The organism is Faecalibacterium sp. Marseille-Q4896 (genome assembly GCF_017377615.1).
In the GTDB taxonomy this organism is placed as follows: Bacteria; Bacillota; Clostridia; order Oscillospirales; family Ruminococcaceae; genus Faecalibacterium; species Faecalibacterium taiwanense.
On record NZ_JAFREG010000002.1, the window covers coordinates 67482 to 81715 of the forward strand.

Here is a 14234-nt window from a genome sequence, read left to right on the forward strand (position 1 = left end):
GGAGATAAAAATGCAGTGTGCCGGGCAGCAGAGATGCTGCTGTTTTCGCTCGTTCGCCCTCCCCGGCAGAGCCGCAAAAACAAAGGCATCTGCAGCAAATTTGCTGAGCTTCAGAAGCTCAGAAGCGATCGTTGCAGATGCCTTCTTATTTTATATGATTGCGATGGGTGCTTTGTGTTCCGCTTACAGGGCAGCGACCGCAGCCTTCAGGGCATCCACGCGGTCGGTGTTCTCCCACTTCACGCCCAGATCCTCGCGGCCCATGTGGCCGTATGCGGCCAGCTTGCGGTAGATGGGCTTGCGCAGGTCGAGTTCGCGGATGATGGCGGCGGGGGTCAGGTCGAACACCTTCTCCACAGCCTGCTCGATCTTCTCATCCGAGACGGTGCCGGTGCCGAAGGTGTCCACCATGATGGACACAGGCTTTGCCACGCCAATGGCGTAGGCCACCTGCACTTCGCACTGCTTGGCAAGACCTGCAGCCACGATGTTCTTTGCCACCCAGCGGGTCGCATAGGCTGCGCTGCGGTCCACCTTGCTGGGGTCCTTGCCGGAGAAGGCGCCGCCGCCGTGACGGGCATAGCCGCCGTAGGTGTCCACGATGATCTTGCGTCCGGTCAGGCCGGTGTCACCCTGCGGGCCGCCCACAACGAAGCGGCCGGTGGGGTTGATGTAATACTTGGTGTTCTCGTCCAGCAGCTCGGCGGGGATGGTGGCCTTGATGACCTTCTCCATCACGTCAGCGCGCAGCTGTTCCATGCTGACACTCTCACTGTGCTGGCTGGAGATGACCACAGCATCCACACGCACGGGCTTGTTGTTCTCATCGTACTCCACAGTGACCTGGCTCTTGCCATCCGGACGCAGATAGTCCATCTCGCCGTTCTTGCGCACCTCGGTCAGGCGCTTTGCCAGCTTGTGAGCCAGACTGATGGGCATAGGCATCAGCTCCGGGGTCTCATCGCAGGCATAGCCGAACATCATGCCCTGATCGCCTGCACCGCCCACCTGATCGTTGGTGCCCAGTGCGATGTCGGGGCTCTGGCCGTCGATGTTGGAGATGACGGCACAGGTGTCGGCATCAAAGCCGAACTTTGCGCGGGTGTAGCCGATATCTGCCACCACCTTGCGGACGACCTTCTGGAAATCCACATAGCAGTTGGTGGTGATCTCGCCCATGATGTGCACAAGGCCGGTGGATGCACAGGTCTCGCAGGCCACACGGGCATCGGGGTCGTGGGTCAGAATTTCGTCCAGAATGGCATCCGAGATCTGGTCGCAGATCTTGTCGGGATGTCCTTCGGTGACGGACTCAGAAGTAAACAGGTGTCTTGCCATTTGTTTTGCCTCCTAAAGTTTTTACAGCAGGGTGTGTATTTCTTGCTCCAACATTCCGTTCAAGCTTTTTTGCGCGAAAAATAAAAGCGCCCAGAGCCCGAAAGCTCTGAGCGTTGCACTCTTATCTCTCGGTTTCCCGCAGGATTTGGCACCTTGCGCTCACGCGCAGGTTGTCGGGCTTCACAGGGCCTGTCCCCTCAGCCGCTCTTGATAAGTCGGTATTCAGTTGGTACGTTCAGTATTCTATCATTGCTTCGTCAGATTGTCAAGAAGAGTATCACTCTTTTTAGACATTATTCTGAAATTGATGGAGCGTTCCCCTGCTCCGGTACGGCATGGCCGTTCCGGGCGGCGTGGAAGGCGCGCTTTTCCGCATACATCCGCTCGTCCAGTTCCGCCAGAAATTTCTCCACGCTGCCGCCCTCATACTTTGCCACACCGGTGGAGAAAGACAGCTGAAAGCTGCCCGCCGGGGCGGCGGCGTTATAGCGCTGCACCCGCTGCTCGATGGCGGCACAGATCTTATTCAGGATCTCCTCCGAGCCGTGCCGGATCAGCACCATGAACTCATCGCCGCTTATGCGGATAGCTACCGAGTTTGCCGCCAGCGCCCCGGACAGGATGTGACCGATCTCCTGAATGGCACGGTCGCCCGCACCATGACCGTAGGTGTCGTTGATCTCCTTGAAGCAGTTCACGTCCATCATGATGCCGTAAACATCCTTCTCCTGCGTGGCGTGGATGCGCTCCAGACAGTAGTTCATGTACTTGCGGCCAAACAGGCCGGACAGCTCGTCGATATAGCTGCGCAGACTGCGAAGCTGACTGTCCACAAACACAAAGGCGATGGCCACCGACAGCCAGCCGAAGGCCATACCGTAGAACGCACCCTGCAGCACCGTGCCCACCGCACAGGTGATCACAAAGTAGTACACCGAGAAAAACTCCACCGTAACGCCATCGCGCTTGGCCTTATGCACCTGCCACACGCTCTCGGCATAATAGCCGAACAGCAGCAGGTAAAGCAAACTGTTCAGCGGACCGCGATGGTAAACGTTGTCCGCGGAGATGGTAAAGATCCATCCTGTGCCGAAAAGGTTCGCCGTCAGCAGCGCCAGAACAGCCAGCAGCGGCGCGCCCAGGAACAGATGCCTTCTGCGCAGGCGTCCGGTGCTGCGGTAGACCCGGAAGTCCACATACAAACACCACGCAAAGCCCACGCTCACGGCAGCGCCGGTGCAGACGGTGTTCATGAGGTACAGCCAGAATCGGCTTGCCGCGCCGGGCACGCCGTCCAGCAGAAAGCTGATCGTCTCTGTCGCCTGTGCCAGCAGAGTCACCACCAGCATCTGGCAGAACAGCTCACTTCCAACACTGTTTTTACTCTCGCCGCGCACCCGCAGCAGAAACAGAAAGCATACCAGCACCGCCCCTGTGCCATTGGCCACAAGGATCTCGGGTATATTCATTGCATTTTCTCCCCTGCCCGCCTTATCCCATAAGGCAGACAGCCCCTGTTTTATACAGTATCTATCTGTATTATATACCCTGCCGCGCCCTGCTTGCAAGGCTTGGCATCAAAAAGGGCCGCTGCACAGCAATTTGTGCAGCGGCCCTTGGGAAAACCAGACGATCCAGAACAGCCTCCGCGTGCGCTCTGGTTCTGTTCTGCGGAAATATTATTTATAATTGCATTTTTTCGCAGAAAGATCAATAGCCCTTTGCCTGCTCGCCGTTCAGAATTTTGACAGCGCGGGAGGTGCCCAGACGGTCAGCACCCAGCGCAAGGAAGGTCTCCATGTCCTCCACGGTAGAAATGCCGCCGGCAGCCTTGACCTTGCAGCGGCCATGCACGCCCTTGACCATCAGCTCCACATCGTGGAAGTTTGCGCCTGCGGTGGAGAAGCCGGTGCTGGTCTTGATGTAGTCCGCGCCTGCCTCGCAGACGATATCGCACATTTTTTCCTTTTCCTCGTCGGTCAGCAGGCAGGTCTCGATGATGACCTTCAGAACCTTGTCGCCCACCGCCTGCTTCACGGCGCGGATGTCCTCGCGCACGGCATCGTACTCCTTGTTCTTCAGGCGACCGATGTTGATGACCATGTCCACCTCGGCGGCACCATTCTCAATGGCAGTCTTGGCTTCAAACGCCTTGCTGGCGGTATCCATGGCACCCAGAGGGAAGCCTACCACGCAGCATACCGGGATGCGGCCCGCCATATACTCCACCGCCTGCCTGACGTAGCAGGTGTTGATGCAGATGGATGCGGTGTGGTTTGCAATGGCTTCGTCACACAGGGTCTGGATCTGGGGCCAGGTGGCCTCCGGCTTCAGCAGGGTGTGATCGACATGGGAGAGAATTTCTTCACGAGTCATGTTTGTTTCTCCTTTTTACTTGCTGGCACGGCGCACCTTTGCCATGCCGACAGCACTCAGGGCAATTGCAGTTGCTGAGACCGTTGCACCAATAATGCCCAGCACCAGACCGGAAACCAGAAATGCAAAACCTTTCAGACCACGCTTCATAAAACCGTACCTCCTAAATTATATTGGATATTTTCTCCGCCTGCGGCGGAGAAAATATCTCACTTGCGATTTTTAAAGATGATCAGCTTGCTGAACACATAGTTCAGCACGATCACCAGTACATTGGAAAAGACCTTCACGGCAAGGCCCCACAGTGCCTGCGCATTGTAGCGGCTGGTAACGAAGATCGCCGTGGGGCCGTCTGCACCGCCGATGACGGCAATGGCGGCAGAGCCATCCGTGACCCCCGCCGGTGTGCCTGCATAGGAGGCTGCCATCTGGATGGCCGTATCCGGGCCAAGCCAGTGGGCCACCACACTCAGCACCCCCTGCATCAGCTCGTCCATCAGCGCTGCACCCTGCGCAGCCAGCAGATTGCCCAGCACCAGCATAATTGCAGTGTCCAGCAGCATTGTACCCAGACGACAGGTGACGAATGCACCAAATTCCCTCGCCATGGCCTTGCCCTGCGTTTTGCTGCGGAACACAAAGGCGCGGTTGGTGCAGTAGGCAAACAGGATGCAGATGATGTTATCCAGCACATTGCCCCAGCTGTTGGCGGCTGTATAGCCAAACAGCTTGTTGAACAGCGCATACAGCACAATGTTCAGCAGGGTGCACAGCACGCCGAAAACCAGATAGCTCAGCACTTCCCAGTGTTTCTTGAAAAAATTTATCATAGTTCGTCAAACCCTCTCCGTCCGCTCGCGCTGCTCGCGTCCACCTCTCCCGAAGGGCGAGGTTTTATTGCGGGCGCGGCGAGCCTGCCCTCTTTTGCCAAAAGCTCTCCCCTTCGGGGGAGCTGTCACCGCAGGTGACTGAGAGGGTTCTCTCCTTAACAAAAACAGCCCCGCCGCCGTTTTCCCGGCAACGGGGCTGTTGATCGCATTGTGTCAGAAGCTTTTCTTCCGAACGAAAGGCTGATTACTCAGCGTCGTCGTTCAGCAGGGCCTTCATAGACAGGCTGATGCGCTTCTTGTCGAAGTCGACATCCAGCAGCTTCACATCGACCATATCGCCGACCTTCAGTACGTCAGAGACTTTCTCAACGCGGTCATTGCTGATCTCGCTGATGTGGACCAGACCATCAACACCCGGCAGGATGCGGACGAATGCACCGAACTTGGTCAGGGAGACGACCGGAGCATGGAAGGTGCTGCCGATGGGGTAGTTGTTCTTCAGCTGCTCCCAGGGGTTGTCCTCGGCCTTCTTGTAGCCCAGAGAGACCTTGTGGTTCTCGGTGTCGATGTCCTTCACATACACTTCGATGGTGTCACCAACGGAGACGACCTCGGAGGGATGCTTGATGCGGTTCCAGCTCAGCTCGCTGATGTGGCACAGACCGTCCACACCGCCGATATCGACGAATGCACCGTAAGAAGTCAGGCTCTTGACAACGCCGGTGTAGGTCTTGCCCACCTCAACGTTTGCCCAGAACTCTTCACGCTTTGCCTTGTTCTGCTCAGCGGTCACCTTGTTGATGCTGCCGACGATCTTGCGGCCGGAGCACTCGGTGACAACCAGCTGAACGTGCTGGCCAACCAGAGCGGTGTAGTCCTCATCACGGCGCATAGTAGCCTGAGAACGAGGAACGAACACCTTGACACCCTTGACGTTGACCACAACGCCGCCCTTGTTGAACTCGGTGACATCGCCTTCGACGACCTCGCCGGACTCAGCGGCCTTAGCGATCTCTTCCATGCCCTTGCGAGATGCGAGCTTCTTGCGGGAGAGCTGGATGACGCCATCCTGATCCATAACCTTCTCGACGATGAGGTCCAGCTCATCGCCAACCTTCACCAGGTCTTCGACCTTGGCGGAGGAATCATCGGTCAGCTCGCTCAGCTTGACAAAGCCGGTCTGCTTCGCTCCGATATCCACCTGGATCTCGTTGGCAGAGATGCTGGTCACGATTCCTTTCACAATACTGCCTGCATGAACACGCTTTTCCTCGGATGCATTCAGCATCTCCTCAAAGCTCATGCTGTCATTGATTTCTGCGCTCATACTGTTAAGTACCTCCTCAATAATAGACGATGGCGTTGAAGCCCCGGCTGTCACGCCCGCCACTTTAACATCTGCAAACCATTCCGGCCGAAGTTCGCTCGCTGTCTCGACCGTTACGGCACGCGTGTGTTTTGCGGCGACCTGTACCAGCTTTTGGGTATTGGAAGAATGATGACCGCCAATGACAACAATGATGTCGCATTTTTGGCTGAGGTCTTCCGCTTCCTGTTGCCTCGCCCACGTCGCATTACATATTGTATCAAAAATTCGGGCGTTTGTATAGGCTTTTTTGAGAAACTCCGAACTTTCTTGCCATTTTGTAACCTGAAATGTGGTCTGTGCAACTGCAAACAGGGGTTTTTGCGGGTCAGAGGGGCCTTTCCATGCCTTCAACTCGGCCAGATCGGCAAAAACGAACACCTCTCCGCGGGTGTGGCCCACGATCCCCTGCACCTCCGGATGGGTCTTGTCGCCTGCCACCAGCAGCACCGCCCCCGCCTTTTCGGCCTCGGCGGCAATGCGCTGGATCTTCTGCACGAAGGGACAGGTGGCATCATGGTAGGTGATGCCGCGCGCGTCCAGCTCGTCGTACACGGTGCGCGGCACGCCGTGACTGCGGATGACCACCTCGTACCCGGCGGGCACATCGGCGATGGCATCCGCCACAAGGGCACCCTTTTTCTGCATATCCTCCACAGCCTGCGGGTTATGGATCAGCGGGCCGAGGGTGGCCACCTTGCAGCCTTCGTTCAGCAGGCCATAGGTCAGATCCACCGCCCGCTTGACACCAAAGCAGAACCCCGCCGTTTTGGCAACTCGGATCTCCATCTTTTACGCCCCCATCTTTTCCCACGCATCCAGCAGGGCCTGCTTGTTGGCACGCAGCTTTTTGGTGTCGCGGCGGCTCTCCATGGCAAACTGCTCTGCAGGCATCGGCTCGCCGTAGATCACCCGTACTTTGCAGAACAGGTGCATTTTTCCATCCGGCGTATCGTACAGGATGCGGCAGGGCACTACGTCCACCCCGGCCCCCGCCGCAATGACGAACAGTCCGCTCTTGGGCGGCAGAAGCTTCCCGTCCTTTTCGCGGGTGCCCTCCGGGAAGATGAGCAGTGTTTCGCCGTTTCTGCACTTTTCTACGGTCTGCTCAATGGCAGCCATTTCATCCTTTGTGCCGCGCACGCACACCGCGCCGCAGCAGCGGAAAAACCATGTGAGCAGGGCGTTGATCTCGAACAGTTCCTTCTTGGCAAATACGACCATCCGCCTGCTCCACCGGGTGACCACGATGAACACCGGGTCGATGGCGGAGACATGGGTGGGCGCAAGGATGCAGCCCTTTGTCTGCACCTTTTTCAGGTTTTCGCGGCCCTCTACATGGATGCGGAAGCCGATATGCCACAAAAGCCACGCAAAGGGCACTAAGATGTAATATAATATCATTTTATCGTTTTATTCACTTTCTCCGCAATGATCTTCTTCATTGCAGCAAGGCTCTGTTCAAAATCCAGCTCCGAAGTATCCAGCAGCACGGCATCGTCCGCCTGCTTCAGGGGTGCAGCGGCACGGTGGGTGTCCTGATAGTCCCGCTGCTTCACGTCGGCCAGCACCTCTTCATAGGGAGTATCGATGCCCTTGGCCTGATACTCTTTCCACCTGCGTGTGGCGCGGGCTTCCGGTGTGGCAGTGAGGAAGATCTTCACCGTGGCATCCGGCAGCACCACCGTGCCGATGTCGCGGCCGTCCATCAGCACGTCCTGCTTTTTGGCCATATCCCGCTGCAGTTCCAGCAGAAAGGCGCGCACAGCCGGGTTTGCGCCCACGGCAGAGGCAGCCATACCTGCGGCCTCGGTGCGGATGGCGGTGCTCACATCCTCTTCCTTTAAATAAATGTGCTGTTCGCCCTCAATGGAGGCCAGCCGCAGCTCGATCTGGGGAAGCAGCGCGTTCACTGCGTCGTTGTCCTTAGGGTCCTTGCCTGCGCGCAGGGCATACAGGCCGATGGCGCGGTACATGGCACCGGTATCCACATAAATATAGCCCATTTCAGCCGCCAGACGGCGTGCCAGCGTAGATTTGCCTGCACCTGCAGGCCCGTCGATTGCAACAGATACCATGTTGTATCTCTCCTTTTTAAACTGAACGATTTAAAATGGCCTCCGCATTCGCTGTGGCCATCTTCAGCGGAAAATCATTTTAATATTTTTGCGCTCTGCGGAGCGCTCCAAACACATTTTCACCGGATGGGGTCGTAACGGAGAACTGCATTGCTGCTCGTTCCCTTCAGGAACAGTTGCGCAGCGGTCTGTGAGACTATCCCGGCAACAACTCTTTTTGTGAAAACGTATTTTGAAAACGACCGCAGTCGTTTTCAAAATACAAATCAAAAAAATCTATTCCTATAAATATGCCCAGAGCAGCGCGGAGGGCATTTAAAATTGTTTTATCTGTAATTACAGATGATTTGCAAATGCCTGTGCGGTGCAGAAGGCAATCTGCAGGTTGTAGCCGCCGGTATAGGCATCCACATCCAGCACTTCGCCTGCAAAGTAAAGACCCAGCGCCTTTTTGCTCTGCATGGTTTTGGGGTCCACCTCCCGCACCGACACGCCGCCGCTGGTGATCACCGCGTGGGCCAGATCGCCCCGGGCATCAATGGACACCCGCCAGTGCTTCATCAGCTGCACCAGCTCCCTCTTCTGCTCCCGGGTGATCTGGTTTGCCTTGGTAGCCGGGTCGATGCCCCAGCGCGCCACCATCACCGGCTGCATACTGGACGGCAAAAGCTTTACCAGCGCGCCCTGCGCCGCATGGTTTGCCAGCAGGGCAAAATCCCGCGTGATGCGGTCGTAAAGCTGCTCCTCGCTGAGGGCTGGCTTGAGGTCGATTTCCGCATGATACTTGTGTTTTTTCATGTCGCCCAGATGGCTGGATGCGCTCAAAGTCAGCGGGCCGCTGATGCCAAAATGAGTGAACAGCATTTCGCCCTGCTCGTCAAAAATGGCCTTGCTGTCCTCGAACAGGGTCAGGGTGACGTTTTTCAGCGCCAAGCCCATCATCTTTTTGCAGTCCGCGTCATGGCTCACAAGACTGACCAGACTGGGCACCGGCTCGATGAGGGTGTGCCCGGCCTGCTGGGCCAGTTTGTAGCCGTCGCCGGTAGAGCCGGTGGTGGGGTAGCTCACGCCGCCGGTGGCCACCAGCACGGCATCCGCCCGGTACTCCCGGCCGGAGGTGCCCCGCACACCGATGCACCGCAGTGCCGGGCCTGCCTTTTTCTTTTTGGGGTGGCGCGGGTTTTCCGGTGCGGCGGGAGCTGCTTCCGGCTCCGGTGTTACCTCTTCCAATAGCAGCTTTTTCGCGCCGTCATGCACGAGTTCAGCATCCTGCGCATAGCGCAAAAGAGCCTGCCGGATCTCCTCGGCCTTGTCGGATACCGGGAACACCCGGCGGCCGCGCTCCACCTTCAGCTCCACGCCAAGGCCCTCGAACAGTTCCATGGTCTTTGCCGGTGGAAAGGCCCCCAGCGACGAATACAGAAAGCGCGGGTTGGTGCGCACATGGCGCAGAAACTCCTCTGCCGGGCAGTCGTTGGTCACATTGCAGCGGCCCTTGCCGGTGACAAGGATCTTCTGGCCGGGCTTGTCCATGTGTTCCAGCACCGTCACCTGATGCCCCTGCCGCACGGCGGCACCCGCCGCCATCAGTCCTGCCGCGCCTGCGCCGACGATCAATACTTTCGCCATCCGTTTTCTCTCCCATCGCCTAATAATACGAGTATATCATACCAGAATCGGCACGCAAAAGCAATGTTCTGCCGTATTTCTACCAATTACAACAGCTGGGCAAGGATGCTGTTCTGCACGATGAGACCCGCCGGGGTCAGGGCAAGGGTACGGCCGTCAAAGCTTGCATAGCCCGCCCGGACGCAGTTTTGCACAAAGGCCAGCTGTGCGGTGGAAAATTCTTTCCCGTAAAGTTTTTTGTATGCATCCAGCGAAAGGCCTTTGCGCAGACGCAGCTGTAAAATAAGGTAGTCCTCTGCGCCGCAGCTGCCGTCCATCACCGGGGCGGCGGCATCGTTCAGAAAAGCGGCGGTGTCCGGCGGGTAGTAGAACCGTCTGCCGCCCATGCAGGAGTGCGCCGCCGGGCCAAGGCCCAGATAGTCGCCGCAGTCCCAGTAAATGAGGTTGTGTCTGCCCTCATAGCCGGGCTTTGCAAAGTTGGAGATCTCGTACTGTTTGTAGCCGTGGTGTTCCAGCTGTTCCACTGCATAAAGGTAAAAATCGGCGGCTTCATCGCCGGTGGGCAGGCCTTCGGGCGGATGTTTACCAAAGGCCGAATCCGGCTCGATCTTCAGCAGATATGCCGAAATATGGGTAGCCCCACCACCCTCGATCAGTTCCAGCGTTTCGTCAAACTCGGCTTCGGTGTAGTGCGGCAGTGCCAGCATGATGTCGCCGCTGATGTTCGCAAAGCCTGCGCGCTGCGCGGCGGCAAATGCAGCCCGCGCCTGCTTTGCCGTGTGCGGTCTACCCAGTGTGCGCAGCTGGGTATCCCGGGCAGACTGCACCCCGAAAGAGATGCGGTTCACGCCCGCCTCCCGGAAGCCTGCAAGGCTTTCTTCCGTCACCGTCTCCGGGTTTGCTTCCAGTGTGATCTCGGCCCCCGGCATCGGCCGGGCCGCATCGATCAGCCGTTTTGCCTGCTCCGGGCGCAGCAGACTGGGCGTGCCGCCGCCAAAATAAAGGGTGTCCGGCTGCAGAGGTGCTTCCGGCGCAAAGCGGGAAAGCTCCCGCAAAAGAGCATCCACATAAGCTTCCGGTACACCGCGCTCACCGGGATGGGAATAGAAATCGCAGTATCTGCATTTGGAAAAACAGTACGGAATGTGTAAATAAAGCCCAAGAGACATACAATATCACAGCCTTTTTCATGAAACGTTCATTTCTATGCAGTATACTATATTCCGTAGACCGGAGCAAGGAAAAAGTGTTCCGGCAGAAAGAGACTGGAGGAGTCCCATATGGATTACAATTACAATGGTTACGATCGAGGCTACACGGAGCCTGCCATGACCTCGGCTGACTATATGAACCGCACCTATCGCTGGATGGCGGTAGGCCTGCTCATCACCTTTGCAGCGGCGTTCGTTACAGCCGCTACCCCGCTGCTGTACGTTGTCAACTCGCTGTATCTGGTGTTCACCATCGCAGAGCTGGTGCTGGTATATGTGCTCAGCTCCCGCGTGCAGAACATGTCGGTGGGCGGTGCAAGAGCTACCTTCTTTGCCTATGCACTGCTCAACGGCATGGTGCTGAGCTACTACTTCCTGATATTTGATCTGGGCACTCTGGTGCTGGCCTTCCTTGCCACCTCGCTGTACTTCGGCCTGATGGCGGTCTACGGCACTACTACCCACAAGGATCTGTCCGGCTGGGGTCCCAAGCTGATGATGGGCCTGTTCGCGCTCATCATCACCGGCTTTGTGGGCATGCTGTTCGGCATGAGCTTCCTTACCACGGTGCTGTACAGCGCTGTCGGTCTGGTAGTGTTCATGCTGCTGACCGCCTATGATACCCAGAAACTGAGCCAGATGTTCTCCTACTACGCCTATGACGGCGAGCTGGCCGAGAAGGCTTCCATTTACGGTGCACTGACGTTGTATCTGGACTTCATCAACATTTTCCTGTATGTTGTGCGCCTGCTGGGCATGAACAGCCGCCGCCGCAACTGATTTTTGATCCGCAAAGGCTCTCCCGAAAAGGGAGGGCCTTTTTGTTTGGTAATATCATTTAGAATATCCTCCGCTTCGCTCTGGGCATCAACACAGAAGGCCACAGAGGGAAGATGCATTTTCCGGCTGCGGCCCTTCCTGTGAAAGTGCAGCCCAGCCAGACCCGCAGGTCTGGCTGGGCTGCTATATTACAAAATATCATTTCCTCTAAATATGCCCAGAGCAACGCGGAGGGCATTTAAATAAAAGAATGCATAAAACCTGCCCTGCTGTCCCACACTAAGCCCAGAAGCAATGCGTACACAATGCAGCAGATGGGAGTAACGACAATGGAGCAGATCAAAAAGTTTTTGCGCAGCAGGGGCTTTACACTGGCACTGCTGGCCTGTCTCGTCGCAGCCGCAGCGGCGGGCGTGTGGGCAGTGCGCACCGTGCGGGATGAACTGAAAAAGAGCTACGACGACCTGACGACCCCGCAGGAAGAACCTGCACCGGAGCCGCAGCTCACCCTTGACCCACAGGAGGACGATGTATGGCAGCAGCCCGTGACCGACGCCGCAGAATCTGCGGCAAATGTACCCAAGCCCGCATCCTCTGCGTCCTCTTCTGGGGCGCAGTCTGGCTCTGGTTTGGTGCACGAACCCTCCGCACTGCAGGGCGCATCCTCGCCTGCCAGCAGTTCAGCTGCGCCTGCCTCCACGCAGCCCGTCTCAGGCAGGGTCTTGAACGCCTACAGCGGCGATGAGCTGGTGTACAGCAGCACCCTTGGCGACTGGCGCACCCACAACGGTGTGGACTACGCCTGTGCGCAGGATGCACAGGTGTGTGCTCCCGCCGCCGGTAAGGTGACCGCCGTGGACACCGATAGCCGCTGGGGCAGTGTGGTGTGCATCGAGGACAGCGCCGGGCACCTGTGGCGGGTGTGCGGCACTGCCGACCCCACGGTGCAGACCGGCGATGAAGTGAGTGTGGGCCAGATACTTGGCCGTGCAGGCAGCATTCCCAACGAATGCGCCGAGGAGACGCATATCCATCTGGAAGTACTGCAGGGTGAGCAGTATCTTGACCCGGCAAAGCTGCTGAACTGATGCAGTTCGCCGTATCCCCTGCGTATTTTTCAGTAAAATATTCCAAGCAGCAAAAAATCGGAAAGGCCGTTCTGGTCTTTCCGATTTTTCATTCTATAGGATCGATGCAGGCTCAGGCATTTTCCAGCTCAACCACCGGCCAGCCCAGAAGGCGGATGGCTTCGCGGTCGTGGGTAGCCAGCAAGACAGGCTTTTCTCCGCAGCGCTCCCGCAGCAGAGCCGCAGCAGCGGCAAGGGTGTCCGGGTCCATTCCGGTAAAGGGTTCGTCTAACAGCAGCGTATCGCTGGCGGCCCACAAAGCCCGCAGCAGAGCCGTGCGTCGCTTCTGTCCACCGGAAAGCCGTGCGGCAGGCAGGGCCAGTGCGGCAGCATCCATGCCAAGCTGTTGAAAATCTTTTATGATTTGCTCCTTGTATTGTTCTGCACTGCCGGGCAATACCAGCGTCACGTTCTGCACAGCTGTCAGCTGCGGGCAGAGCCGGTCTTCCTGAAACACTGCTGCCACCCGGCCAACGCCCTGTACTATGCCAGAAGTGGGTTCTTCCAGCCCCATGAGGATGCGCAGCAATGTGGTCTTGCCCCAGCCGCTGGGTGCCCACAGCACCGCCGGGCCTTCCACCGTGAGGCATAGATCCCGGAAAAGCGTTTTCTCCCCGAACTGTTTTGTCAGATGCTCGATGGTCAGCATTGCGGCACCTCCCCGGTCACGGCGCGGGTCACGCAGTCCAGAAGCAGCAGGAACAGCTTTTCAAACCCGGCGCTGAGCAGGATGATCACAAACGTCCATGCGAACAGCTCCCCGGTGGAAAGGGTAATCTTGGCTCGGTAGAGTGCATCGCCGATGCTGCCATTGGGCAGGCCGATCACCTCAGCGGCAACGCCGCTCTTCCAGCAGATGCCAAGGGCCACGCTGCATCCCTGCCGGAAGGCCGGCAGCACCGCAGGCAGCCACACCGCCCGCAGCCGTCGGCCCAGCGGAAGGCGAAACACCTTCGTCATCTCCAACAGCTGTGGGTCTGCGCTCTGGATGCCGGTGCGCACCGCACCGTACAGCACGGGCAGCACCATTAAAAAGCTGATGAGCACCGAAAGCGATGCCCCCCGCACCCACACCAGCGCCAGAATGATAAAGCTTGCCACCGGCGTGGCTTTGACCAGCTGCAGCACCGGAGCAAGCAGCACATCTGCCGTGTGCCACGCCTGTGCGGCCACAGCCAGCACGATGCTTACAGCCACGCCCAGCCCAAAACCCAGCAGAATGCGCCCGGAGCTGAAACCCACCCGCTGCCAGAACTCTGCCTGCGGCAAAAGCTGCAAAAGAGTGCGCACCGCCTGCACCGGCGAAACAAGGAACACCTCCTGTCCCACCGCCATGGCGGCGCACTGCCACACCGCCAGCCAGAAGGCCGCAGCGCCCAGCCGCTGAAAAAATTGTTTATGTTGGTTCATGGTTCTTTCCTGCTCCTGACGGTCTGAAATGGCCTCCGCTCTGCGGATCGTATAAGTATCATACCACATCTTTTTCCAAACGCCAATGA

Annotated in this window: 14 protein-coding genes and 1 riboswitch; of the genes, 2 read left to right on the plus strand and 12 right to left on the minus strand. The window is 57.8% G+C overall.

The window, feature by feature from the left end; all coding sequences use genetic code 11:
* Positions 1-183: 183 nt before the first annotated feature.
* From metK to hemW, 10 genes are all read right to left on the minus strand, one after another.
* Positions 184-1338 carry a methionine adenosyltransferase gene (gene metK, locus J3348_RS04265; protein ID WP_207698384.1) on the minus strand — a complete coding sequence of 385 codons (1155 nt, stop codon included), beginning with the start codon at positions 1336-1338 and terminating at the stop codon, positions 184-186.
* Between the two features lie 118 nt (positions 1339-1456).
* Positions 1457-1555: riboswitch (SAM riboswitch) on the minus strand.
* A gap of 76 nt (positions 1556-1631) precedes the next feature.
* Positions 1632-2807, minus strand: coding sequence for a GGDEF domain-containing protein (locus tag J3348_RS04270; protein ID WP_207698385.1), 1176 nt, complete (start codon positions 2805-2807; stop codon positions 1632-1634).
* Positions 2808-3048: 241 nt separating this feature from the next.
* Positions 3049-3714, minus strand: coding sequence for a deoxyribose-phosphate aldolase (gene deoC, locus J3348_RS04275; protein WP_005944715.1), 666 nt, complete (start codon positions 3712-3714; stop codon positions 3049-3051).
* Positions 3715-3729: 15 nt separating this feature from the next.
* A complete protein-coding gene (locus tag J3348_RS14365; protein ID WP_005944717.1) occupies positions 3730-3864 on the minus strand; it encodes a hypothetical protein in 135 nt (44 codons plus the stop codon).
* 59 nt (positions 3865-3923) lie between these two features.
* A complete protein-coding gene (locus tag J3348_RS04280) occupies positions 3924-4544 on the minus strand; it encodes a GtrA family protein (RefSeq protein WP_154258975.1) in 621 nt (206 codons plus the stop codon).
* 244 nt (positions 4545-4788) lie between these two features.
* Entirely contained in the window at positions 4789-6699 is a 1911-nt protein-coding gene (locus tag J3348_RS04285; protein WP_097775054.1) for a bifunctional 4-hydroxy-3-methylbut-2-enyl diphosphate reductase/30S ribosomal protein S1, read from the minus strand.
* A gap of 3 nt (positions 6700-6702) precedes the next feature.
* The gene (locus J3348_RS04290; protein ID WP_207698386.1) at positions 6703-7314 is read right to left on the minus strand and encodes a lysophospholipid acyltransferase family protein; all 612 of its coding nucleotides are present in this window, start codon (positions 7312-7314) and stop codon (positions 6703-6705) included.
* Positions 7311-7988, minus strand: a complete 678-nt coding sequence (gene cmk / locus J3348_RS04295) for a (d)CMP kinase (RefSeq protein ID WP_097775052.1) — start codon at positions 7986-7988, stop codon at positions 7311-7313. Before cmk ends, J3348_RS04290 begins: the two co-directional genes overlap by 4 nt.
* A gap of 336 nt (positions 7989-8324) precedes the next feature.
* The gene (locus tag J3348_RS04300) at positions 8325-9617 is read right to left on the minus strand and encodes an NAD(P)/FAD-dependent oxidoreductase (protein ID WP_207698387.1); all 1293 of its coding nucleotides are present in this window, start codon (positions 9615-9617) and stop codon (positions 8325-8327) included.
* 86 nt (positions 9618-9703) lie between these two features.
* Positions 9704-10786: a radical SAM family heme chaperone HemW gene (gene hemW, locus J3348_RS04305; RefSeq protein WP_207698388.1), complete on the minus strand. Its 1083-nt coding sequence runs from the start codon at positions 10784-10786 to the stop codon at positions 9704-9706.
* 111 nt (positions 10787-10897) lie between these two features.
* On the opposite strand from hemW, the gene J3348_RS04310 reads away from it, so the two are divergent.
* Positions 10898-11608 carry a Bax inhibitor-1/YccA family protein gene (locus J3348_RS04310; protein ID WP_097775049.1) on the plus strand — a complete coding sequence of 237 codons (711 nt, stop codon included), beginning with the start codon at positions 10898-10900 and terminating at the stop codon, positions 11606-11608.
* Between the two features lie 329 nt (positions 11609-11937).
* Entirely contained in the window at positions 11938-12696 is a 759-nt protein-coding gene (locus J3348_RS04315; RefSeq protein WP_165852915.1) for a M23 family metallopeptidase, read from the plus strand.
* A gap of 112 nt (positions 12697-12808) precedes the next feature.
* Here the strand turns inward: J3348_RS04315 and J3348_RS04320 are convergent, their stop codons facing one another.
* Together J3348_RS04320 and J3348_RS04325 are read right to left on the minus strand one after the other, a co-directional pair.
* Positions 12809-13384, minus strand: a complete 576-nt coding sequence (locus J3348_RS04320) for an ATP-binding cassette domain-containing protein (protein ID WP_207698389.1) — start codon at positions 13382-13384, stop codon at positions 12809-12811.
* Positions 13378-14145, minus strand: coding sequence for an ABC transporter permease subunit (locus J3348_RS04325; RefSeq protein WP_207698390.1), 768 nt, complete (start codon positions 14143-14145; stop codon positions 13378-13380). The genes J3348_RS04320 and J3348_RS04325 overlap by 7 nt, the downstream gene beginning before the upstream one ends.
* Positions 14146-14234 lie beyond the last annotated feature (89 nt).

Excerpts from the sequence above, each read along its gene's own strand:
- metK (WP_207698384.1), bottom strand. The coding sequence starts at position 1,338 with ATGGCAAGACACCTGTTTACTTCTGAGTCCGTCACCGAAGGACATCCC.
- J3348_RS04270 (WP_207698385.1), bottom strand. The coding sequence starts at position 2,807 with ATGAATATACCCGAGATCCTTGTGGCCAATGGCACAGGGGCGGTGCTG.
- deoC (WP_005944715.1), bottom strand. The coding sequence starts at position 3,714 with ATGACTCGTGAAGAAATTCTCTCCCATGTCGATCACACCCTGCTGAAG.
- J3348_RS14365 (WP_005944717.1), bottom strand. The coding sequence starts at position 3,864 with ATGAAGCGTGGTCTGAAAGGTTTTGCATTTCTGGTTTCCGGTCTGGTG.
- J3348_RS04280 (WP_154258975.1), bottom strand. The coding sequence starts at position 4,544 with ATGATAAATTTTTTCAAGAAACACTGGGAAGTGCTGAGCTATCTGGTT.
- J3348_RS04285 (WP_097775054.1), bottom strand. The coding sequence starts at position 6,699 with ATGGAGATCCGAGTTGCCAAAACGGCGGGGTTCTGCTTTGGTGTCAAG.
- J3348_RS04290 (WP_207698386.1), bottom strand. The coding sequence starts at position 7,314 with ATGATATTATATTACATCTTAGTGCCCTTTGCGTGGCTTTTGTGGCAT.
- cmk (WP_097775052.1), bottom strand. The coding sequence starts at position 7,988 with ATGGTATCTGTTGCAATCGACGGGCCTGCAGGTGCAGGCAAATCTACG.
- J3348_RS04300 (WP_207698387.1), bottom strand. The coding sequence starts at position 9,617 with ATGGCGAAAGTATTGATCGTCGGCGCAGGCGCGGCAGGACTGATGGCG.
- hemW (WP_207698388.1), bottom strand. The coding sequence starts at position 10,786 with ATGTCTCTTGGGCTTTATTTACACATTCCGTACTGTTTTTCCAAATGC.
- J3348_RS04310 (WP_097775049.1), top strand. The coding sequence starts at position 10,898 with ATGGATTACAATTACAATGGTTACGATCGAGGCTACACGGAGCCTGCC.
- J3348_RS04315 (WP_165852915.1), top strand. The coding sequence starts at position 11,938 with ATGGAGCAGATCAAAAAGTTTTTGCGCAGCAGGGGCTTTACACTGGCA.
- J3348_RS04320 (WP_207698389.1), bottom strand. The coding sequence starts at position 13,384 with ATGCTGACCATCGAGCATCTGACAAAACAGTTCGGGGAGAAAACGCTT.
- J3348_RS04325 (WP_207698390.1), bottom strand. The coding sequence starts at position 14,145 with ATGAACCAACATAAACAATTTTTTCAGCGGCTGGGCGCTGCGGCCTTC.